The 19,589-nt window shown below is 42.8% G+C and carries 21 protein-coding genes; 5 read left to right on the forward strand and 16 right to left on the reverse strand.

Annotated elements, in window-relative coordinates:
- Positions 1 to 6: 6 nt before the first annotated feature.
- From EAI95_RS09200 to EAI95_RS09210, 3 genes are all read right to left on the reverse strand, one after another.
- A complete protein-coding gene (locus tag EAI95_RS09200) occupies positions 7 to 894 on the reverse strand; it encodes a sugar ABC transporter permease (RefSeq protein ID WP_023027490.1) in 888 nt (295 codons plus the stop codon).
- 203 nt (positions 895 to 1,097) lie between these two features.
- Positions 1,098 to 2,414, reverse strand: coding sequence for an ABC transporter substrate-binding protein (locus EAI95_RS09205; protein ID WP_120701401.1), 1,317 nt, complete (start codon positions 2,412 to 2,414; stop codon positions 1,098 to 1,100).
- Between the two features lie 144 nt (positions 2,415 to 2,558).
- Complete coding sequence (locus tag EAI95_RS09210; protein ID WP_129822774.1) at positions 2,559 to 3,257, reverse strand: N-acetylmannosamine-6-phosphate 2-epimerase; 699 nt, start codon at positions 3,255 to 3,257, stop codon at positions 2,559 to 2,561.
- 728 nt (positions 3,258 to 3,985) lie between these two features.
- Between EAI95_RS09210 and EAI95_RS09220 the strand changes: the two genes are divergently transcribed.
- From EAI95_RS09220 to EAI95_RS09235, 5 genes are read left to right on the forward strand one after another with little or no spacing between them, the layout of a single operon-like run.
- Positions 3,986 to 4,159 carry a Blp family class II bacteriocin gene (locus EAI95_RS09220; RefSeq protein WP_117745137.1) on the forward strand — a complete coding sequence of 58 codons (174 nt, stop codon included), beginning with the start codon at positions 3,986 to 3,988 and terminating at the stop codon, positions 4,157 to 4,159.
- A 21-nt stretch (positions 4,160 to 4,180) separates the two neighbouring features.
- The gene (locus EAI95_RS09225) at positions 4,181 to 4,348 is read left to right on the forward strand and encodes a class IIb bacteriocin, lactobin A/cerein 7B family (RefSeq protein ID WP_023024916.1); all 168 of its coding nucleotides are present in this window, start codon (positions 4,181 to 4,183) and stop codon (positions 4,346 to 4,348) included.
- Positions 4,349 to 4,360: 12 nt separating this feature from the next.
- Entirely contained in the window at positions 4,361 to 4,528 is a 168-nt protein-coding gene (locus EAI95_RS09990; RefSeq protein WP_023024914.1) for a hypothetical protein, read from the forward strand.
- 11 nt (positions 4,529 to 4,539) lie between these two features.
- A complete protein-coding gene (locus EAI95_RS09230; protein ID WP_023024913.1) occupies positions 4,540 to 4,707 on the forward strand; it encodes a hypothetical protein in 168 nt (55 codons plus the stop codon).
- Positions 4,708 to 4,719: 12 nt separating this feature from the next.
- Positions 4,720 to 4,884, forward strand: a complete 165-nt coding sequence (locus tag EAI95_RS09235; RefSeq protein WP_023024911.1) for a bacteriocin — start codon at positions 4,720 to 4,722, stop codon at positions 4,882 to 4,884.
- A gap of 422 nt (positions 4,885 to 5,306) precedes the next feature.
- Here the strand turns inward: EAI95_RS09235 and EAI95_RS09240 are convergent, their stop codons facing one another.
- The 13 genes from EAI95_RS09240 to EAI95_RS09305 form a co-directional block, all read right to left on the reverse strand.
- On the reverse strand, positions 5,307 to 5,693 hold the full coding sequence (locus tag EAI95_RS09240) for a hypothetical protein (RefSeq protein WP_023024909.1): 387 nt from the start codon (positions 5,691 to 5,693) through the stop codon (positions 5,307 to 5,309).
- Between the two features lie 170 nt (positions 5,694 to 5,863).
- Positions 5,864 to 6,913: a zinc-dependent alcohol dehydrogenase family protein gene (locus EAI95_RS09245; protein ID WP_023027479.1), complete on the reverse strand. Its 1,050-nt coding sequence runs from the start codon at positions 6,911 to 6,913 to the stop codon at positions 5,864 to 5,866.
- 188 nt (positions 6,914 to 7,101) lie between these two features.
- Entirely contained in the window at positions 7,102 to 9,753 is a 2,652-nt protein-coding gene (adhE, locus tag EAI95_RS09250; protein ID WP_129822775.1) for a bifunctional acetaldehyde-CoA/alcohol dehydrogenase, read from the reverse strand.
- A 359-nt stretch (positions 9,754 to 10,112) separates the two neighbouring features.
- Positions 10,113 to 11,930 (reverse strand): acyltransferase family protein, encoded by a 1,818-nt coding sequence (locus tag EAI95_RS09255; protein WP_129822776.1) that lies wholly within the window; start codon positions 11,928 to 11,930, stop codon positions 10,113 to 10,115.
- A complete protein-coding gene (locus EAI95_RS09260; protein WP_129270555.1) occupies positions 11,920 to 12,333 on the reverse strand; it encodes a hypothetical protein in 414 nt (137 codons plus the stop codon). Before EAI95_RS09260 ends, EAI95_RS09255 begins: the two co-directional genes overlap by 11 nt.
- A 57-nt stretch (positions 12,334 to 12,390) precedes the next feature.
- Positions 12,391 to 12,813 (reverse strand): low molecular weight protein-tyrosine-phosphatase, encoded by a 423-nt coding sequence (locus tag EAI95_RS09265; RefSeq protein WP_129822777.1) that lies wholly within the window; start codon positions 12,811 to 12,813, stop codon positions 12,391 to 12,393.
- Positions 12,814 to 12,931: 118 nt separating this feature from the next.
- On the reverse strand, positions 12,932 to 13,498 hold the full coding sequence (locus tag EAI95_RS09270; protein ID WP_129822778.1) for a nucleotidyltransferase family protein: 567 nt from the start codon (positions 13,496 to 13,498) through the stop codon (positions 12,932 to 12,934).
- A 6-nt stretch (positions 13,499 to 13,504) separates the two neighbouring features.
- Positions 13,505 to 14,503, reverse strand: coding sequence for a Holliday junction branch migration DNA helicase RuvB (gene ruvB, locus EAI95_RS09275; protein WP_129822779.1), 999 nt, complete (start codon positions 14,501 to 14,503; stop codon positions 13,505 to 13,507).
- A gap of 604 nt (positions 14,504 to 15,107) precedes the next feature.
- Positions 15,108 to 16,148: an aldose epimerase family protein gene (locus EAI95_RS09285; RefSeq protein ID WP_129822780.1), complete on the reverse strand. Its 1,041-nt coding sequence runs from the start codon at positions 16,146 to 16,148 to the stop codon at positions 15,108 to 15,110.
- A gap of 27 nt (positions 16,149 to 16,175) precedes the next feature.
- Positions 16,176 to 17,339 carry an SIS domain-containing protein gene (locus EAI95_RS09290; RefSeq protein WP_129822781.1) on the reverse strand — a complete coding sequence of 388 codons (1,164 nt, stop codon included), beginning with the start codon at positions 17,337 to 17,339 and terminating at the stop codon, positions 16,176 to 16,178.
- A gap of 97 nt (positions 17,340 to 17,436) precedes the next feature.
- Entirely contained in the window at positions 17,437 to 17,841 is a 405-nt protein-coding gene (locus tag EAI95_RS09295; protein ID WP_023024891.1) for a PTS sugar transporter subunit IIA, read from the reverse strand.
- Positions 17,842 to 17,852: 11 nt separating this feature from the next.
- Positions 17,853 to 18,674: a PTS system mannose/fructose/sorbose family transporter subunit IID gene (locus EAI95_RS09300; protein WP_023024889.1), complete on the reverse strand. Its 822-nt coding sequence runs from the start codon at positions 18,672 to 18,674 to the stop codon at positions 17,853 to 17,855.
- Positions 18,661 to 19,575, reverse strand: coding sequence for a PTS mannose/fructose/sorbose/N-acetylgalactosamine transporter subunit IIC (locus tag EAI95_RS09305; protein WP_129822782.1), 915 nt, complete (start codon positions 19,573 to 19,575; stop codon positions 18,661 to 18,663). Before EAI95_RS09305 ends, EAI95_RS09300 begins: the two co-directional genes overlap by 14 nt.
- Positions 19,576 to 19,589: the final 14 nt, after the last annotated feature.

The raw sequence follows: 19,589 nt of genomic DNA on the forward strand, positions 1-19,589 counted from the left end.
CTTTCTTTAGTATTCTACGTCGTTTCCGAGGATCTTGAATTGCGCAAAACTAATAATGGCAATCATCACCGCAAGGAAGACACCCATGGTGTTGGCATAACCGTATTCAGAGAGTTTAAAGGCTTTTTCATATAAGTAGTACATAAGGGTACTTGTTGAGTAGTTAGGACCACCAGATGTCAACAATTGGATCAAGGCGAAACATTGGAAAGAGTTAATGGTCGTAATGATCGCAATATACAGGGTTGTTGGCAACAAGCTTGGCCATTTGATCTTCCAGAAAACTTGAAGTTCTGTCGCACCATCGACACGCGCTGCTTCTACGAGAGAATTATCAATATTTCCCATAGCTGCGATGTAGAGGATGATTGGTTGACCAACAGAGGTGGTCAACAAAATAATGATGATGGCCATCAAAGCCCAGTGTTTGTCCCCCAACCAAGAAATATTTTGGTTGATGACATGTCCAGATTTCAATACAAAGTTCAAAATACCTGATAGTGGATCATAGATCCATTTCCATACCACTGTAACGGCTACACTCCCTGTAACAACAGGAAGGAAGAAGACGAAACGATAGAAGGAACGGGCAATGGCATTTTGATGATAGGTCTGAGAAGCCACAAACAAGGAAAACAATACTACGATTGGAACGGATCCAATAACGATGATAACGGTATTGATCAAGGACTTGATAAAGACCTTATCCGCAAACATGCGGGAATAATTTTCAAAACCAACAAATTTGAAGGAGGTCATAGAGTAATTGAAGAAACTAGTGACAAACCCCATAATCATTGGTGCTAATACAAAGACAATAAAGAAGATTAAAATGGGTGCTAAGAATGCGTAGGAAACCAGCGTCTCCCTCATTCGGATTTTGTTTACCTTCACAATAAGGCACCTCCTGATGTTCTTTTTCTATTTTGATTACTTGATTCTTTATTTGAAGCAATTCCATGTTGCTTCAAATAAAGAATCAATAGGAAGAATGAAAACACAAAGGCCCCTCTTTCAATCTACACATGGAGATAAGAAATCGAGGGGCCTATGCTTTCTTATTTCTATGAAAGGATCATTTTAATTTCATAGATGATCTATTTTTTCTTGATCGTTTCGTTTGCTTTTTCGGTGAATGTCTTCAAAGCATCTTCTGCTTTTTCATCTCCGTTTGAAACAGATTGCAACATTGGGAACCAAAGTGTACGCATTTCTGCAAAGCCGTCGATTGTGTTGTAGTATGGTGAGTAGTATTTAGTCCAAGTGCTGATGGTTTCCATCCGTTTGTCATCATACAATTTACCAAATGAGCTACGAACTGGGAAGGCACCTGTACGAACAACGTTCTTAGGACCCCATTCTTTGTCATCTGCGATGAATTGAACAAATTTCTTAGCTGCTGCTACTTTCTTTTCATCCTTGTTGTTGAAGACTGCAAAACCATTGACAAGGTATTCCAATTTTGGTTTGCCTGAATCAGATGGGAATGGTACTTCGACTACTTCAACTTTACTTGCGTCCAACAATTTAGCTTGGATACCGTTTTGTGAAGGTGCCCACAAGATAGTGTAAGAAGTTTGACCGTTGGCAAAGTTTTGGATGTCTGCTCCACCATCAAATTGGGAACCATTCATCATCAAACCGTCATTGATCCATTTAGAAGCTTTTTCTAAACCTTTGACAAATTTTGGATCATCCGTTGTATACTTGGTTACTTTTTCATCTGTTACAGAACCACCGTAAAGGTTGGCGATAAAGGCACGAGTACCTTGGTCTCCACCTTGACCATTACTGAAGAGTGATCCTGGTGTATAACCCTTGTCTTTCAAAGCTTTCAAGACTTTTTCGAAGTCATCTGTTGTCCAGCCTTCTTTGACAAGGTCTAGAACTCCTGCATCTTCCAACATTTTCTTGTTCATGGCCATGTAGAATGGTGCTGAACTGATTGGATACATGTAGGCAGTGTCGCCAGCCTTGCTAGCTTGGATGATATTGTCGTTGTTGACATCTTTTACAAAATCTTCTGTAAAGAGATCATTCAAATCAGCCAATTTACCATTTTTACCATATTGGATGATCCGCCCTGGTGCGTCAAAGAGCACATCTGGAGCAGTTCCAGCTTCAATAGCTGTTGTAATCTTTTCAGGACCAGATTTGAAGTCGATGGTTTCTAGTTTAACCTTGATATCTGGATTGGCTTTTTCGAAAGCTTCGATAATAGATTTTTCGTAGGTACCTACACCATCATCAGCTTTCTCTTGAGTAAAGACTGGGAAGGCCCACCAAGTGATTTCTGTTTTACCAGAGTTATCGCTTGAAGATTCAGACTTAGATCCTCCTCCAGATCCACAAGCTGCAAGTGCTAGCACCGCTGCACCAGCTACTAACGAGTACAGTACTTTTTTCATTTTCATGTGATTTCTCCTCACGTTTGCGGTAAGATTTCTCTTACTTAGTGTATCCTCACTGAGGACAGTGGTCATTAAGTATTCTCATTTCTACTGGGTGACTTCTCTCTTCCTAGCTTCCTCCTTGTCTCTTTTTACTGTTCTTTTTTTCTATTTTAAAGCTGCGACGAAGCGTTCTGTAATTTCTTTAGGTCGCGTAATAGCTCCTCCTACTACAACCCCTCTGACCCCCAGGTCGAGAATTTCTTTGGCTTGTGCAGGATAGTGGATCTTACCTTCAGCAATCACATCGACACCCGCTTGGCAGAGTTGGCGAATCAAGTCGATGTCTGGTCCGTCTATTTTCGGACTGTAATCGGTGTACCCAGATAAGGTCGTTCCGACAAAATCAACCCCTGCTTCGACAGCTGTTAAGCCTTCTTCAAAGGTGCTGATATCTGCCATCAAGAGTTGGTCAGGATATTTCTCCTTCACTTGGTGGATAAAGTCGACAATCGATAGACCGTCATGACGCGGACGTTTGGTACAATCCAGTGCAATCACTGCGATATCTAATACGGCCAATTCATCTACTTCTTTCATCGTAGCAGTAATGAATGGTTCTTCAGGAGGATAATCTCGTTTGATAATCCCGATAATCGGAAGCTTTGTCACTTCCTTGATTTCTTTGATATCGCGGACGCTATTGGCCCGGATTCCAACCGCTCCTCCTTGCTCAGCTGCTTTAGCTAAGAGAGGAATCACACCTCCAGCCTCTGTGTAGAGAGGTTCATGAGGAAGCGCCTGACAAGAAACGATAATGCCGTCTTTGATCTGTTGAATTAATTCTTCTTTCGTGATCTTGGACATACATTCCATCTCCTTTGTTTATTACGTCAACTCGAGTACTTGTAAAGTTATTATATAGTATTTTTAAAGCGCTTACAATATTAACTAATCAAATTGATAATAGTTTCATATTTTATACTATTCTTCCATTCCTCTGAAACTAGTTTCAGAGATGCAAACATTCTAAAATTTTTTAAGAAATTTTTTCCATTTCCAGATTTTTATACGAATAGTATAAGTGACCAAACAAAAAGAAAGGAGGACCTCAGATGTACTATACTCCCATTATCATCCCATGGTTTTTGTATTACTTCTTCCGTAAATAAATAAGGAAAGGGAATACCAAACATGAAAAAGAATACCAAAGCTTTTGTTCTATTAATCTTGCTTTCATTGATGTTGTTTTAAACTAAAACCTTGAAACGTAAGAAAAACACAGCATTGGCTATTGACCTTATCCTTGCTTCATCTAATCAGCTTAGCTGACACAAGATGAATAAAAGGCTACCCATACAAGCTAGCTCTATTGGAAAATTACCCTAGCTTTGCTTCTCAATAAGAATTAGGATTATTAAAATATGAGATGGCCTATCCACACTATAATCTTTGCAATCATCATCGCATTAACTGTTTTACATGATGCACACCTGATTGCATTTCAACCACAGATTAATTTAGCCATTGTGGCTACAATCTATCTAGCAGTTGATGCTAGATGGCGACAAACAAGAAAGAAAGAGGAAAATTAAATGACAACAGAATTCACACAAAAATTCACACCCTTAACAGAAGAAGAATTGACACAAGTCGATGGGGGAGCTATCCCATTGATTGCTTGGATCATTGCTCATCCCTATCTATCTGGCTCTATTGCTGGTGGTGTAACAGCTGTCGGAACTGCCATTTGGGGAGCGTTTAAATAATTAATTTGAAGGAGAAAATCAATGATCAACCAAGTACAATTTAAAGAGCTCACGCATGAAGAATTAAGTGATATCAACGGTGGAGCACTACCAGTTTTATTTGTATTCGCATCCGGTTTTTCCACTGCCTATATCGGGACGACTAAACTGATTGATGCCTTTCATCGAAATATGACACGAAAATGGTAAAGGAGGAACCCTATGAGTCTAGTATTTATCACCCTCATCCTTTTGACAGGGTACTGCATTCTTGATAAAAAAGCACCCAAACAGGTAGAAGGGTACCTTCCTAAATTTGCCATTGCCTTCATGGTCACTTTCACCATTCTGAACGAGGCAATTGATTTACTCTACACGATCTTACATTAAGGAGGATAGCTATGGATACAAGCATCCATTATACTTGCCTAACGGAAGCTGAACTTGCGACCATTGACGGGGGAGCCTCCGTCTTTGACTCGGCAAAATTCATCGTTCAAACATGGAATATTTTATACAATTCCGGACGTGATTTTGGCCGTAGTATCATCAACGGCATTATGCACTAGAAAGGAGCAAGCATGAAACTCGAAGAAATACGTTTTAAAAGCTTGTCCGAGCAGGAACTCAGTCATGTAGACGGTGGGTCCGTATGGATCACTGTTGGACTGATTGCAACTCCCCTACTTATGGGAACCTTCGCTGGCGCCTTTGACGAATATGCTCGCAAACGAGGCAAATATTAACCACTTCTTTATCATCTCTTAAACAGTTCAAAAAATCCCAGCTTTTAAGAAAGCTAGGATTTTTTTATGTGAACGAAGCAAGACCTTTTTCTATTCTCCCTCTTCCTTCTTCATCATCAAGGCAAAGAATAGGAAGGGTAAGGAAAGCAATAGACAAGCTCAGGAACTCCAACTGGACCAAGGACTAGAGATTCCGAACGTATAACGTATTATCCCGACAAGAGATCCAACTAAAGTGATTAGTCCCTGCTAGCTATTGTTGCTGAGGAAGTAGAGGAACAAAAACTTGGACCGACAATCAGATGACTAAAAAATCAGGCAAGGAATGGAGACCCTCCCCAGGGTGCCAGGCGCTTGCAAGACTATTAGTAGTAAAAGAGGAAAGTGATCCCAAATAAATGTCTTCTAGAACTTTCAATTCACTAGGCCACCTTTTGAACCGGTTTTTCCTTTACGACAAACACAAAGCCAATAGAGCCGACGAATGCCCCAAGCAAGATCCAATAAACTATATCCGTTGAAGTAAACGGACCTTCTAAGAGACCAGCCAATAAAAAGAGATCAATATACAGTCTGGTGTCACGATAAAAGTCCCAATTGAAATGGTAGCTACCTACTGGATACTGGCGATTGGACACCTGCGGTTGAAAGACCTGAAGAAGAATCAAAATCCCTACAAAAGCAAGATAAGCAAGGCTAACAACCGAAAGCGGATCCTGTGTCATCATAGCTACAGCCACTAAAAGTAAGACCAAGAGCCAGAAATGGAAGTCCAACCAGAACTCACGATGATAATGGAACATTTTCATAAGATCACACCTTTCTATTTATGTTACGTTTATAATTATATTATAGTATATTTTGTTAGGAGCGGTAAGTAAATAGATGTGACAAGAACAACTACTACATCTGTTAAAAAGGACAGAAATATGAAACAGTTCCTGTCCTTTTTATTTCAGCATCAAACGATTGAACCTTCTTAGCTGAGGTCGTTATCAATAATGACTTTCAAGGCATTGTTTTCGCCAGCATGTTTGAAAATTTCGTATGCCTTCTCTGCTTCTGAAAGTTTAAAGTGGTGTGTTACCAATTTAGTAGCGTCAATCTTACCAGACTTCAATACATTAAGAAGCATTTCAGTTGTATTGGCATTGACCAAACCAGTGTTGAGCGTGATGTTCTTAATCCAAAGGTCATCAAGGTTGAAGCTAACTGGTTTACCATGCACTCCGACGTTGGCAATATGACCACCGACAGAGATAATATTTTGACAGACATCGAAGGTTGCTGGATAGCCTACACATTCCATCGAGATGTCAACACCACGGCCATCGGTCACTTCATTGATAAAGGCCTTGATTTCATCAATATCACTTGAACAAATGGTATGGGTAGCACCAAACTTCTTAGAAGCTTCCAGACGAGATTCTGACAAGTCAACCATGATAATCGTTGCTGGAGAGAAGAATTGTACGGTTAGAAGAGCTGCTAAACCAATTGGCCCCGCACCAACGATACAAACGTTGTCTCCTGGTTTCACATGAGATGGGAGAACTCCAATTTCATAGGAAGTTGGAAGAATGTCTGAGAGCATTACCAGGGCTTCATCATCAACAGAGGCAGGTGCATGATAGAGACTGCCATCTGCGTGAGGGATATGGACATACTCTGCTTGAGTTCCGTTAATTAAGTGACCAAGAATCCAGCCACCGTCTTCACAGTGAGATGGCAAACCACGTTTACAGTAGTAGCAGGTGTTACAAGCCGTTACACAAGAGATGATAACCTTATCTCCAACCTTAAAGTTAGTAACCGCATCACCGACTTCTTCGACAATCCCGATTCCTTCGTGGCCGAGGATGGTTCCTTCTTTACAAGCTGGAACATCTCCTCCCAAAATATGGAGGTCTGTTCCACAAATGGTCGTTTTTACCAAACGAACAATTGCATCAGTTGGTTTCTTGATGACTGGTTTTGGTTGATCGATCAACTGAAGATTTCCTGCGGATACATATGTTGCTGCTTTCATAAGCGACTCCTTTTTTGTTGGTTTTATCAAACCATTTTATTACAGTTTTTACTTTGTGAATATTATAACATATAAAGTAAGCGCTTGCAACATATTTATTAGGTTTTTTTATAAAAGTATTTCAAAAAATAATCCCCCACTCTTTCGAGTGAGGGATAGCTGATAAACATCATTTGTTCAGTAGCGCCTTATTTACGACGTCCTGGACGTTCTTTGTAACCGTAGTAAGCATCTTCGATGATTTCTTGCATATGATCCACCATTGGAAGACGTGGGTTAGCTGGCGAACATTGATCTTCGTAAGCAAGGAAGGCCAATTCACGAGAATGTTTCTTCCATTCTTTTTCATCGATTCCTTGTGCTTTGAAGTTCATTTGGATACCTACGCGCTCACCAAGCTCGTAAACAGCTTTTGCATAAGCTTCTACTGCTTCTTCTGGTGTAGAGCATGGAAGTCCTAACATACGAGCGATGTCTTGATATTTCTCATCTGCACGGTAGTAGTTGTACTTAGGCCATGTCGCTGTCTTGGCTGGACGTGTACCGTTGTAGCGGATAACGTATGGAAGCAAGATCGCATTGGTACGTCCGTGGATGGTGTGGAATTGCGCACCAATCTTGTGGGCCATTGAGTGAGAAATACCGAGGAAGGCGTTGGCGAAGGCCATACCTGCGATGGTTGACGCATTGTGCATCTTTTCGCGTGAATGGAAGTCCGCGTTCTTCACTGAGCTTTCCAAGTTTTCGAAGACAAGTTTGATGGCTTGAAGCGCAAGACCATCTGTGTAGTCACTTGCCATTTGAGATACGTAAGCTTCTGTTGCGTGAGTCAAGACGTCCATACCAGTGTCCGCTGCAACAGATCCTGGAACTGTCAATACCAAAGCAGGGTCTACGATTGCCACAGTTGGTGTCAATGAGTAGTCAGCGATTGGGTATTTACGGTTGTTTGCTTTATCAGAGATAACGGCAAATGGCGTTACTTCAGATCCTGTACCAGATGTTGTTGGGATCGCAATGAATTTAGTCTTCTTACCAAGCAATGGGAACTTGAAGGCACGTTTACGGATATCCATGAATTTTTGAACCAAGTCACGGAAGTCCACTTCTGGTTGCTCGTAGAAGAGCCACATTACTTTAGCCGCATCCATTGGAGATCCACCACCAAGAGCGACGATGGTATCTGGTTTAAAGGCACGCATGATCTCTGTACCACGTTCAACGGTTGTGATATCTGGATCTGGTTCTACGTCAGCAAAGATTTGGTAAACTACCTTGTTGCGACGAAGGTCAAGCTGTTCGATGATACGATCAAGGAAACCAAGCTCTACCATAGCGTGGTCTGTAACGATCATGACACGTTCAACGTCACGACATTTTTGTAGGTATTCAATTGAATCACGTTCAAAGTATGTTTTTGAAGGAAGTTTCATCCATTGCATGTTATTTCTCCGGCGTCCGACTTTTTTGATATTCAAGAGGTTGATGGCACTAACGTTATCCCCAACAGAGTTGCGTCCGTAAGAACCACATCCAAGTGTCAATGATGGCAAGAAGGCATTGTAAACGTCCCCGATACCACCGAAAGTCGAAGGAGAGTTGCAGATGACACGAATGGCTTTAACTGCTTTACCAAATTCTTTGGTCAATTCTTCGTCTGCTGTATGGATAGCAGCTGAGTGACCAAGACCGTTGAATTCAACCATTTGGCGTGCTTTGTTAATTCCGTCTTCACGGCTTTCAGATTTCAAGACAGCGATAACTGGTGACAATTTTTCACGAGTCAACGGCTCTTTTTCACCAACTTCTTTACATTCTGCAGCAAGGATATTGGTTCCTTCTGGTACAGAGAAGCCAGCTTGTTCAGCGATCCATGTTGCTGGTTTCCCAACGATGTCCGCATTCAATTTCGCACCCGCACAGTTCTTGCTATTGGCTTTTACACCGAAGCAGAACTCTTCAAGAAGGGCTTTTTCTTTTTTGTTAACAAAGTAAGTATGGTAAGATTTGAATTCTTCAACAAACTCATCGTAGATTTCTTTATCGATGATGACCGCTTGTTCAGATGCACAGACCATACCGTTGTCAAATGATTTAGACATGACGATATCGTGTGCAGCTTGGCGGATATTGGCTGATTTTTCAACATAAGCCGGAACGTTTCCGGCACCTACCCCAAGAGCTGGTTTCCCACATGAGTAGGCCGCTTTCACCATGGCATTCCCACCTGTTGCAAGGATTGTTGCAACACCTTCGTGGTTCATAAGCGCACTAGTTGCTTCCATAGATGGTTGCGTGATCCATTGCACACAGTTTTCAGGAGCTCCTGCCTTAATCGCTGCATCGCGGACGATTTGTGCCGCATGAGCAGATGATTCTTGAGCAGATGGGTGGAAGGCAAAGACGATAGGGTTCCGTGTCTTCAAGGAAATCAATGCTTTAAAGATTGCTGTTGAAGTTGGGTTGGTTGTAGGAGTGATCCCGCAAACGACTCCGACTGGCTCAGCAATCAGGGTCAAACCTGTGACGTCATCTTCTTGAATGACACCAACTGTCTTGGTGTGGCGCATGTTGTTCACGACGTGCTCACAAGCGAACAAGTTCTTTGTCGCCTTGTCTTCAAAGACCCCACGACCAGTTTCTTCATAAGCATGAAGAGCAAGCTCACCGTGTGCGTCAAGAGCAGCTACAGATGCTTTTGCAACGATGTAGTCTACTTGTTCCTGATCCAATTTGTGCATTTCTTCAAGCGCCACAAGCGCTTTTTGCACCAACTCGTCTACGTGTTTTTCAGCAGCGAGTTTCTTTTCTTCAGGTGAGAGAGATTTTTTATCAGCCATTTGATGCTTTCCTCCAATGTTTGAAACCCTTATCCTTTTCCGGAACTTTTTCTTGTTTTCAAAAACTTTCAAGAATAGTGTAAGAAATTTCGATTTGTTAATTTTTTCACAATATTATTGTACTCTATTTTAGAAAATTTGTAAATAGTTTCACAAAGATTTTTTTAACTTTTTTCTATGAACCCTCCTTCTCCTTCTATATAGGAGTATTTTCAAGAAAAAATTGAAGGATTTTTTTGAGAAAGCACTTCAATTTCACAAGCAAATATTTTCACGCAATTTTTGTAAGCGTTTTCTTAATTTTATTAAAAAAAGCAATTTTCTTCAAGTGAAAATTGCTTAAATAGCTTAGTAAATTTCTACGGTTTAACTGGCCCCTGATTGGCTTGATCAACTGCTTCTTTCACAACGTTGGCATATAGGTTTCCTCCAACATCGATGGAACCATCTGATTCTAAACCAAAGTGAACATTATCCGTTCCAGCCCAAATAGCTGGGTTATCGATAGCAGCTTGGTACCAGTCTGCTATATAGACATAGTCATATTTTTTAGCCAACTCCAGCTCATACTGTCGAGTCTGAACGGTGACGCTATTGCTATCATTGGCTTCACGCCCGTCATATGGTGTCACAAAGATTAAGCGATGTCCTTTTGGTAATTCTTGAACAAACTTATCCAACAATTCTTGATAATTATTAGAAGAGTTGGTTCCAAGTGCAATCACCACGTTCTTGAGCAAGACTCTATTGGCAATATCCGTTTCATATACTTTTAAGCCTGAGTCCAGATTGCGGCTCACCAAGGCATCCATTTGGATATCCGGCATAACTTGTTTCAAATAATCTGATGCCCGGAGGTTTACAGAATCTCCGATCATGGTCACTCCATCTGACACATTGTAAGAAGTCGCTGAAGCATTGTCTACTTGGGCACGCGTAATCTGCATCTTGCTGTCGGATTGACGAAGCCCTTCGGTAATCAGGTTTTCATCAAAGGCTCCGACGCGTGGCGCAAAAAGTGCAATCCCAAACATGAGCAAGGTCAACGGAATCGCGCTGTAAAAGAGTGGTTTCGTGAAACTTCTGAGATCCATAGAAATGCCAAAAATCTTTGGTTCACGTCCAGCCAAGGTTGGTTCAATAATATAAAAACTTAAAGCAGCAAGGCTAAAGGATACCAGTGTTGTTAGCAGAGAAGCCCAGCCATTGGTCATTAATTGAGAAAAGATGATGTAAAAGGGCCAGTGGAAGAGATAGACCCCATAACTTGTATCCGCAATAAAGGTAATCACTGCAGGTTCTTTCTGATCTGGCGTCTTTTCATGGAGGACACGAGTCATCACAATCATCACAGATCCAGCAAGAGTCGCTACTAAAAAGCCAAATAAATAGGTCCAAACACTATCAAACGGAAGAATAAAGGTCAAGAGCAACAAGACTAGAAAAGCACCAGCTAAAATCGCTAAGGTCTTCTGTAGAGATAACTTCTTCACTAATTGAGTAAGATTTGGGCTAGTCGTTGTAATCCCTGTCACTGTCGCTAAAGCACTCCCCACAAAGAAAGGAAAGACGTGAGCGATGCTAGAAAAATAGACATTGGACAAATTCTTCGTGACCAGTGCTCCGACAAAGAAGGTCAGGAAGGTCACTAAAAAGAGACCTGTCGAAGAAAGGAAGATATAACCTCTATATTGGCCAACTGATTTAGCTTTTTTACCCAAAAACCAAGCCAAAAGAGCCCAGAGTACGTAGTAATGAACTTCAAGAGCCAAACTCCAGGTATGAATGAAAAGATGAGGGATGAACTGACTTTCGTAACTTCCGCCACTTAACATCTCATAGAAGTTGGTCACAAAGCCAAAGACGGCCGCAATTTGTGTCCCAATCCCAGCAATAAAATCTCGTCTGACCAAGAAGGTAAAAGGCATGACCAGCAAGACCATAAAGACTAAAGGAGGGACAATCCGGTAGAAGCGTCGTCTAAGGAAGCCCTTGAGATCAATTTTTTGATGACGGGCAAACTCATCGATTAGAAGAGCCGTAATCAAAAATCCTGAGAAAGTAAAGAAGATATCGACTCCAATAAATCCACCAGGAAAAACTTTTTGAAAGAAATGGTAGAGAAGAACGAGAAGAAGTCCCGTTATCCGTACCAATGAAAACCATTTAATTCGCATTTTGATAAATTCCTTGTTTAAACGTTCCCTTATAAACGACATTTTGTTCTGTCGTCAAGGTTCCCTGGCCTTCTGGTTGGCCATTGACAAATTCACCTTCATATTTCCAGCCAGCCTTGGCTGTAAAGGTTCCATAACCACTAAAGGTCCCATTGACAAAATTGCCCTTGTAGGTGTCCCCGTTCTCAAAAGTCACCGTCCCTTGGCCATTCATCTTGCCTCGGACGACACTTCCGTCGTAGCGAATAGCTCCCTTATCGAGGGTCAACACACCTCCGAAAGGAATGGAGGAAAGAAAAACCCACAAAGCAGACAGAACAATAATCCCCAAGGACAAGCGTTCAATATTCTCTCTCGTAACATAGACCTTATAGGTCTCATATAATTCTTTTATTTTTTCCATACTCTGTTCATTCTTTTTATCTTCAGCCGGTTAGTCCTTTAAGGAGCCAGTCCGAAACTAATCTTCTAATCGTTCCAACCACTCTTGACAACCAGCTAGGACACGGCGATAGGTCTCTTCGAAATCTCCTGTGTACCATGGATCTGGGACACTTTCTCCTGCAAAGAGATGAATCTTATGCTCTGTTCCAGGCGGTGCCATTCGTTTGAGGTCAGCCACATTGTTCTCATCCATTCCTAAGATCAGATCAAAGGTATGAAAATCTTGGTCACTGATTTGAAGGGATGTTTTAGACACATCATAGGGCACGCCATGACTGCGAAAAATCTTTTGAGTCCCTTGGTGAATAGGGTTCCCGTGCTCCCAGTCAGAAGTAGCACGGCTCTCAATCTCATACTGGTTGGTCAAATCCTTCATGACAAACTCTGCCATGGGGCTCCGACAAATATTTCCTAAACACACAAATACAATTTTTTTCATGACAGCACCTCCTTTCTATTATAACAGAATGTGAGAAAAATATAATCTGCTAAAATTATAATTTTGAGGCAAGACGAAAAAAGCCTGTCCACCGTTGAGGTGGGCTGACTTTCTTTTTTTATTTAGGCAGGATGATCTGAAGGGCTGGCCATTTTCGTTTCCAATCTTTCTTCCGCATACGCTCTCTATAAACTGCCAAACGCTCGGGACTAGCTAAAAAATGTGGAGTCGGCTGAACGATGAAGTCTTCGATATCCCTTGTCCCATAGGGGAGAAAGAGCTCTAGCTGACCATCATTCCTTAAGCAAACTGCAAGAGCTGTACACTGCTCGGGGTATTTGGAAACCGCATCACAGGCACTATGATAAGGAGCCGTCCCCGGGCTATGCTGGTGCATGTAGACTTGGTTTTTGACTTCCCAGTCATACTGAGGATAGGTCTTCTTTAATCCCTGCTCGATCTGCAGAGTCTCCTCATAGCTGATCGCGGGGTCATAAAAGACCAGATCCAGATCCGTCGCCGCGTCAAACCCTGGTCTGCCAGAAAGCTGGTTCCAGATAAAATTGCGCACCGCACCTGCTGCTAACCAAGCGTCTGCCAGGTTGAGATCCCGAATAATAGCCAAGACAGTCATCATCTCCGGATCCGCTTGGATCTGCTCTACTATCGCTTCTTCCGTCAGCATCTTCTTCTAGTCTCCATTGTAGGGATAACCCAGGTGTTCATAAGCTTTGCGGGTCGCCACGCGCCCTGTCCGGGTCCGCATGATAAAACCTTTCTGAATCAAGTAAGGCTCATACATATCTTCTACGGTCTCTCGCTCTTCAGCAATATTGACCGATAGGGTCCCAAGGCCAACCGGGCCGCCACCGTACATCTCAATCATGGTCCGCAGGATCTTTTGATCGACATAGTCAAGTCCTTCATGGTCCACATCTAGCATAGAGAGGGCCTTGTCAGTAATGGTGTCATCAATCAAGCCATCACCCATAATCTGAGCAAAATCACGCACCCGTTTAAGCAAACGGTTGGCAATCCGAGGAGTCCCCCGACTACGAAGAGAAAGCTCTTCGGCAGCCTCGTGGGTAATCTCCATCTCAAAGATCTCGGCGGTCCGTTCGACAATCTCTGTCAGATCATCTTGCTCATAGTATTCCATGTGCCCCGTAATCCCAAAGCGAGCGCGCAAGGGATTGGACAGCATCCCAGCTCGAGTCGTCGCCCCAATCAGAGTGAAAGGAGGAAGATCCAGGTGGACACTCCGGCTGGTCTCGCCAGCACCAATCATAATATCGATGTAAAAATCTTCCATGGCGCTGTATAGCACTTCTTCGACGGACATAGGCAGACGGTGGATCTCATCGATAAAGAGAACATCCCCCGGCTCTAAGTCATTAAGGATGGCTACTAAGTCACCAGCCTTTTCAATGACAGGACCGGAAGTCTGCTTGAGATTGACACCCAGTTCATTGGCAATGACAAAGGCCATAGTGGTTTTCCCAAGCCCTGGAGGGCCAAAAAGAAGGACATGATCCAGCGCCTCATCCCGAAGCTTGGTTGCCTCAATAAAGATTTTTAGCTGGTCTTTAACCTTATCTTGACCAATATATTCATGTAAATATTGTGGGCGCAGCGTCCGTTCAACGGCCTCTTCATCGCCCATGATTTCATTGTCTAAAATTCTACTCATACAGTCTATTATAGCAAAAAATGATGCCTCTGATGATTTAAAATCATATTCTATCCAATATTTCACTAATTATTGATTGTTAGGTGTTGGGAATCGATTCCCCTCTTAAACTACCTTGTTTCTTTTTAAGGAACGTACCTAAGCTCACTAACGTTTGCTAAGAAATAAGGATCGTAGTTCTCACTAGCGTTCGAACTGCGTCAATGTACCTAAACTCGTCTACGTCCCTATCAGGCTTGGTTAGATGAAATAGGTTTAGTAATAATTACATAACGCAGTGGTTGATTGGTATCTTTGTTCGCTCTTATAGCTCCAAAGATTACCTAATCAACTGTGCGGGGGTGAGACAACGAACAATTTTAAAAAATTGTTCTGTCTCACTCCCAGAAAAAAACCACCGGTTTTGGTGGCTCTTATAGGGAGATTATTATGAAAAAGTTTTAGGAGTTTTATCATTCAAAGTTAGGAGGTCTTTGATGATGGTATTAGTATACGACGGGAAGCTTAAAGTTTCCTTATAGTCATTTTTAAAATTTTTTTTCAAAAAAAGAGGAGGTTTCAAGCAAGGTTTTCACATCCTTGTTTGTCACCCTCTCTTTCTTATCTATTTCTTAGCAATGGCATGGTAGCTGGTCTTGCTGGTGAAGACTTGACCTGCTTTCAAGATAACCTTTTCAGCTTGGTCACTATGAATGGCGTCTGGTACGATTTGGAATTCCAAGGCCAGGCCATTGTGTTGAACCATTGGTTGCCCTTCCAGATAAACAGTATCATCCACAAAGTTAGCTGAATACACCACCAAGGCGGGAGCTTCTGACTTGAAGGTCAAGAAACGTCCAGACGGCTGATGGTAAAGAAAGCCTGCATTCTCATGCCCTTCTGGCAAAGCGAAAGGATGGTCCAAGCCTTCTACCAGGCGGATTTGAGGATCCGAATCCTTAAAGAGATCCTCTAAGAGCATAGCTTGGTAGAGATGCTGAACAACCGGACTTTCTTTATCCACAGTGTGAAGAGGGACACCGTCGGGATGGATAGGGTAAAGCCCTTGATGGTTGATCTGAAAGACATGGTCATTAATCGGCTGGGTGAAGTTGCCTGATAGGTTGAAATAGCTGTGGTTGGTCGGATTAACTAGAGTATCTTGGTCCGTTTCTACTCGATAGCTGATTTCCAACTCCCCTACTTCCGTCAAGCCATAGGTCACCCAGATCTTGAGATTTCCAGGGAAACCACCGATACCATCTGCACGCTCTGTGTACAGGGTGATTTCTTGGTCCGTTACAGACTCCACGCTAAACAAGGCGCTGTCCCAGCCCGTCGGTCCACTGTGGTTGCAGTTGGCGCCATTATTGGCTTCTAAGTGATAGGTTTGACCATTGAGCTCAAAGCTGGCCCCTGCGATCCGACCAGCAACCGGACCAATGCTGGCTCCGTACTTGGGGCTATTGCCGACATAGGCATCAAAATTGTCAAAACCCAATACAATATTAGCGAATTGATCATGCTTGTCTGGTGTCACATACTCTAAGATCGTCGCCCCATAGGTCATGACAGACAATTGATAACCTAGGTCATTTTCGAGGCGATAAGCTTCTACGTCTTGGCCGTCCAGTTGACCAAATAGATATTTTTGATAATGTTTCACAAGTTGTCTCCTCCAAGATCATTCATTCTAGTGAAAAGGGTGAATCACCACTCCTTGTACAACACGGTTGACTGTTCCAGTTGGTGATGGTGTGTCTGGGCGATTTTGAACCTTGAGCGAAGTCAAGAGAGAAATCAATTGACTGTAGATAATGTAAGGGAAGGCACGGTAGATATCCAGTGAGTCTGCAGAAGCTTCTACTAACACTTCTCGTACCTGCTCAATACCTGCAGCTTGGTCCGTCAAGAGGACGACCTGACGGGCAATCTGATCCCCTGCTACTTCTCCAACCAAATCTAGATCATACTGACGCGTATAAGGATCAATGGAGCCAAATACCAAGACGAGAGTTTGGTCATTGATGAGGGATTTCGGACCGTGACGGAAGCCGACAGGACTCTCATACATGGTCGCGATTTTACCGGCAGTCAGTTCCAAAATCTTGAGCTGGGCTTCATGAGCTAGCCCAAAGAAAGGTCCTGCTCCTAGATAGATGACACGTTCGAAGTCTAAATCTACAACTTCCTTGACCTCGCGATCTTTCTCCAAGACCTGCTCTGACAGATAAATCAATTCTTCCACTCGTTTTTCCTTGATTTCTTCCTCACTTGGATCAAAGACCAAGAGGGCTGTCAAGAGCATAGAAGTAAAGCTGGATGTCATGGCAAAGCCAGCATCATTGGTTTCTTTTGGTTGGAGAAGCAAGAGATTGCGCTCATCTCCGTGAGCTTGCTGAGCTAGCTTGCCTTCTTCCGCACAGGTAATGGTGATCTGATAGAGTTCATCGACCAAGTCTTGAGCCAACTCAACTGTCGCAACACTTTCAGGCGAGTTGCCACTTCGTGCAAAGGAAACTAAGACCGTCGGCACTTCTTTTTTGAGGTAGGTTTGTGGATGCGCCACGATATCAGTCGTCGCAATGGATTGGAAATTCCAATGGCGTTCATCGTACACTTCCTGCAAATAGGGAACCAAGGTGTCCCCCACATAGGCCGAGGTCCCTGCTCCTGTCAGGATGACTTTGATGTAGCCATGACGCTTCCCAATGGTCTCTAAAAACTCTTGGATTTCTTTCGCTTTCTCTTGATAGAGACGATAGGTTCCTTTCCAAACTTCTGGTTGCTGGTAAATTTCGCGAGTCGTAATTTCAGCCCCCAGTTCAAGCAGTTCTTCTTTTGTATAATCTAGCATGCTTTTCCTCTTTTCTACCCGCCTTATAAGCGGTAAGAGGCCGAGACAATTGTCCCAGCCCCATTCCGAATGTTCAAGCGGTCTTCGCTATCGTATCTTATTCATCCTCGTCGTCATCAAAGTTGGATAAAAGATCATTAACCTTCACGATGCTTTCTTGTGCACGCGCTGGATAAGCTTCTTCTCCTCCGACCAGGCTGTTATTAATAAATTCAATTACCATTGGCAAGTTCATCCCTGCATAGAGGTCAATCGCACGTCCTTCAAGAATCAGACGGCTAACTGTATTACAAGGAGTGCCTCCCAAAAGATCCGCAAAGACGATATAGTCCTCAAAGTCTGCAACACAGGCTTCAAACTTGGCTGTAAACTCCTCAGGACCTTCCTCTGGCAAGAGGGCCACGGCATGAATATTGTCTTGTGGTCCCATAATCATTTCTGTACTGGCTTTGAGCTCTTCACAGAAGCGACCATGACTGACCAATACTAACTGTTTTGCCATACCTTACTCCATTATGCCATTCCAAAGAAGAAGTGGCCAAATGCTGAGAATGCGATTGCTGCAAGGATGATGAGCAAGATAGCTTTTGTAGAGTTCATACCTTTACGTCCAAGCAACCAGTAGATCACACCTGTGATGATAGCTGGTACCAAACGTGGGAAGATAAGGTTGAGCATATCTTGAATTTCAATCGCTTTGTCCCCAATGTGTGGAGCCCAAGAAACTTCAACACCAATCATGCTGGCAATCAAGGCACCAACCATGAAGATACCCAGAACGGCAGCTGCATCAATCAAAGCTGTCAAGGTACTTTGCATGTTGTTGATGAGGTTAACCCCTTCTTTATAGGCAAATTCCAATTGTTTCCAACGGAAAATGTCATAAGCAACTGCCACAGCGATCCACAAGAAGATACCGGCTGGGTTTCCTGCAACAGCCAAAGTTGCTGCGATTGAACCCATAATAGCTGGTACCAATGATCCAAAGATTGAGTCCCCAAGAGGAGCGAATGGTCCCATGAGACCTGTCTTGATACCATTGACCGCATCTTTTGATTTGACACCATCTTTTTCTTCCAAAGCAAGGTCAAAACCAGTGATAATGGTGTGGAAGAATGGTGAAGTATTGAAGAATTGCGTATGCAATTTCATCATTTCTTTTAGTTCAGGTGTGCCGTCTCCATACATTTTACGCAACTGAGGTAAAATCATATAAAGGTAACCAGAAGCCTGCATCCGTTCATAGTTCCAACCTAATTGGAAAGTAAACAGACTACGTTTGTTAATTTGATTAAAATCCTCTTTAGTGAGTTTGTAATTCTTAGAATTCGTCATCTTCAATTTCCCCGCTTTCTGATTCAGTTACTGGAGCAGCTACGACTGTACGTTGACTGTTTTTGAAGTGTTGTACTGCAAGGAAGATACCGATAATGGCAATACCAATCATAGATACAGATTTGAAGTTGTTTGTGAAGGCAACCATTTGTTCTTGTGGAAGTTTTGCAAAAGCATCTGTTCCAAGCATTGCTGAAACGGCATTACCAACACTTTGAACATTGCTATAAAGCACTGTCAACATAGCTGTCAAACCAAAGCCAAGTGCTAAGTAGTGAAGGTTACGACGAACAGGAAGGTAACGGAGCAAGATCGCAAATCCAAGACCTGGAAGCATTTGACCTGCAAGTTTCAGACCGTTTGCCAACCATTGTACATTAGCAAGACCTGTAACAACAGTTTCTACGAAAGATCCACCAAAAGCAAGCGCGAAGTAAACTGGGAGAGCTCGAGAAAGAGCCCATGGAATCGCACCAAGGAGATAGTTGCGTTCGATGCCTTTGTAATCAAAGCGTTCAATCGCAGCATCTACACGGTGAGCGAAGTAAGTTGTAGTCATACGACCAAGAATATCAAAGTATGTCAACAAAGTTGCTACCGGTACAGCGATTGTAGCAATAGCAAGCTCTGGATCAATCCCTTGTGCTACTGAGAAGGCAGTCGCAAGAACGGCACCAGAAGTGGCGTCAATACGAGAAGCTCCACCGAAAGTACCAACACCGAGCACTGTCAATTGAAGAGAAGCTCCGATAAAGAGACCTGTCTTTAAATCCCCCATGACAAGTCCTGTAATGAAACCAGCAAAGACTGGTGATCCTGCTGATGAAACAATCGTCAACTCATCACAGATTTGATAAGCTGAGTACAAAGTAAGTAGTAAAATTTGCCACCATTGTATCATGACAATTTCCTCCT

This window comes from Streptococcus sp. bf_0095, from assembly GCF_004166885.1.
GTDB lineage: Bacteria > Bacillota > Bacilli > Lactobacillales > Streptococcaceae > Streptococcus.

Excerpts from the sequence above, each read along its gene's own strand:
- EAI95_RS09235 (WP_023024911.1), top strand. The coding sequence starts at position 4,720 with ATGAAACTCGAAGAAATACGTTTTAAAAGCTTGTCCGAGCAGGAACTC.
- EAI95_RS09300 (WP_023024889.1), bottom strand. The coding sequence starts at position 18,674 with ATGACGAATTCTAAGAATTACAAACTCACTAAAGAGGATTTTAATCAA.
- EAI95_RS09290 (WP_129822781.1), bottom strand. The coding sequence starts at position 17,339 with ATGCTAGATTATACAAAAGAAGAACTGCTTGAACTGGGGGCTGAAATT.
- EAI95_RS09990 (WP_023024914.1), top strand. The coding sequence starts at position 4,361 with ATGAGTCTAGTATTTATCACCCTCATCCTTTTGACAGGGTACTGCATT.
- EAI95_RS09265 (WP_129822777.1), bottom strand. The coding sequence starts at position 12,813 with ATGAAAAAAATTGTATTTGTGTGTTTAGGAAATATTTGTCGGAGCCCC.
- adhE (WP_129822775.1), bottom strand. The coding sequence starts at position 9,753 with ATGGCTGATAAAAAATCTCTCTCACCTGAAGAAAAGAAACTCGCTGCT.
- EAI95_RS09255 (WP_129822776.1), bottom strand. The coding sequence starts at position 11,930 with ATGCGAATTAAATGGTTTTCATTGGTACGGATAACGGGACTTCTTCTC.
- EAI95_RS09240 (WP_023024909.1), bottom strand. The coding sequence starts at position 5,693 with ATGAAAATGTTCCATTATCATCGTGAGTTCTGGTTGGACTTCCATTTC.
- EAI95_RS09230 (WP_023024913.1), top strand. The coding sequence starts at position 4,540 with ATGGATACAAGCATCCATTATACTTGCCTAACGGAAGCTGAACTTGCG.
- EAI95_RS09205 (WP_120701401.1), bottom strand. The coding sequence starts at position 2,414 with ATGAAAATGAAAAAAGTACTGTACTCGTTAGTAGCTGGTGCAGCGGTG.
- EAI95_RS09295 (WP_023024891.1), bottom strand. The coding sequence starts at position 17,841 with ATGGCAAAACAGTTAGTATTGGTCAGTCATGGTCGCTTCTGTGAAGAG.
- EAI95_RS09220 (WP_117745137.1), top strand. The coding sequence starts at position 3,986 with ATGACAACAGAATTCACACAAAAATTCACACCCTTAACAGAAGAAGAA.
- EAI95_RS09225 (WP_023024916.1), top strand. The coding sequence starts at position 4,181 with ATGATCAACCAAGTACAATTTAAAGAGCTCACGCATGAAGAATTAAGT.
- EAI95_RS09305 (WP_129822782.1), bottom strand. The coding sequence starts at position 19,575 with ATGATACAATGGTGGCAAATTTTACTACTTACTTTGTACTCAGCTTAT.
- EAI95_RS09245 (WP_023027479.1), bottom strand. The coding sequence starts at position 6,913 with ATGAAAGCAGCAACATATGTATCCGCAGGAAATCTTCAGTTGATCGAT.
- ruvB (WP_129822779.1), bottom strand. The coding sequence starts at position 14,503 with ATGAGTAGAATTTTAGACAATGAAATCATGGGCGATGAAGAGGCCGTT.
- EAI95_RS09210 (WP_129822774.1), bottom strand. The coding sequence starts at position 3,257 with ATGTCCAAGATCACGAAAGAAGAATTAATTCAACAGATCAAAGACGGC.
- EAI95_RS09260 (WP_129270555.1), bottom strand. The coding sequence starts at position 12,333 with ATGGAAAAAATAAAAGAATTATATGAGACCTATAAGGTCTATGTTACG.
- EAI95_RS09270 (WP_129822778.1), bottom strand. The coding sequence starts at position 13,498 with ATGCTGACGGAAGAAGCGATAGTAGAGCAGATCCAAGCGGATCCGGAG.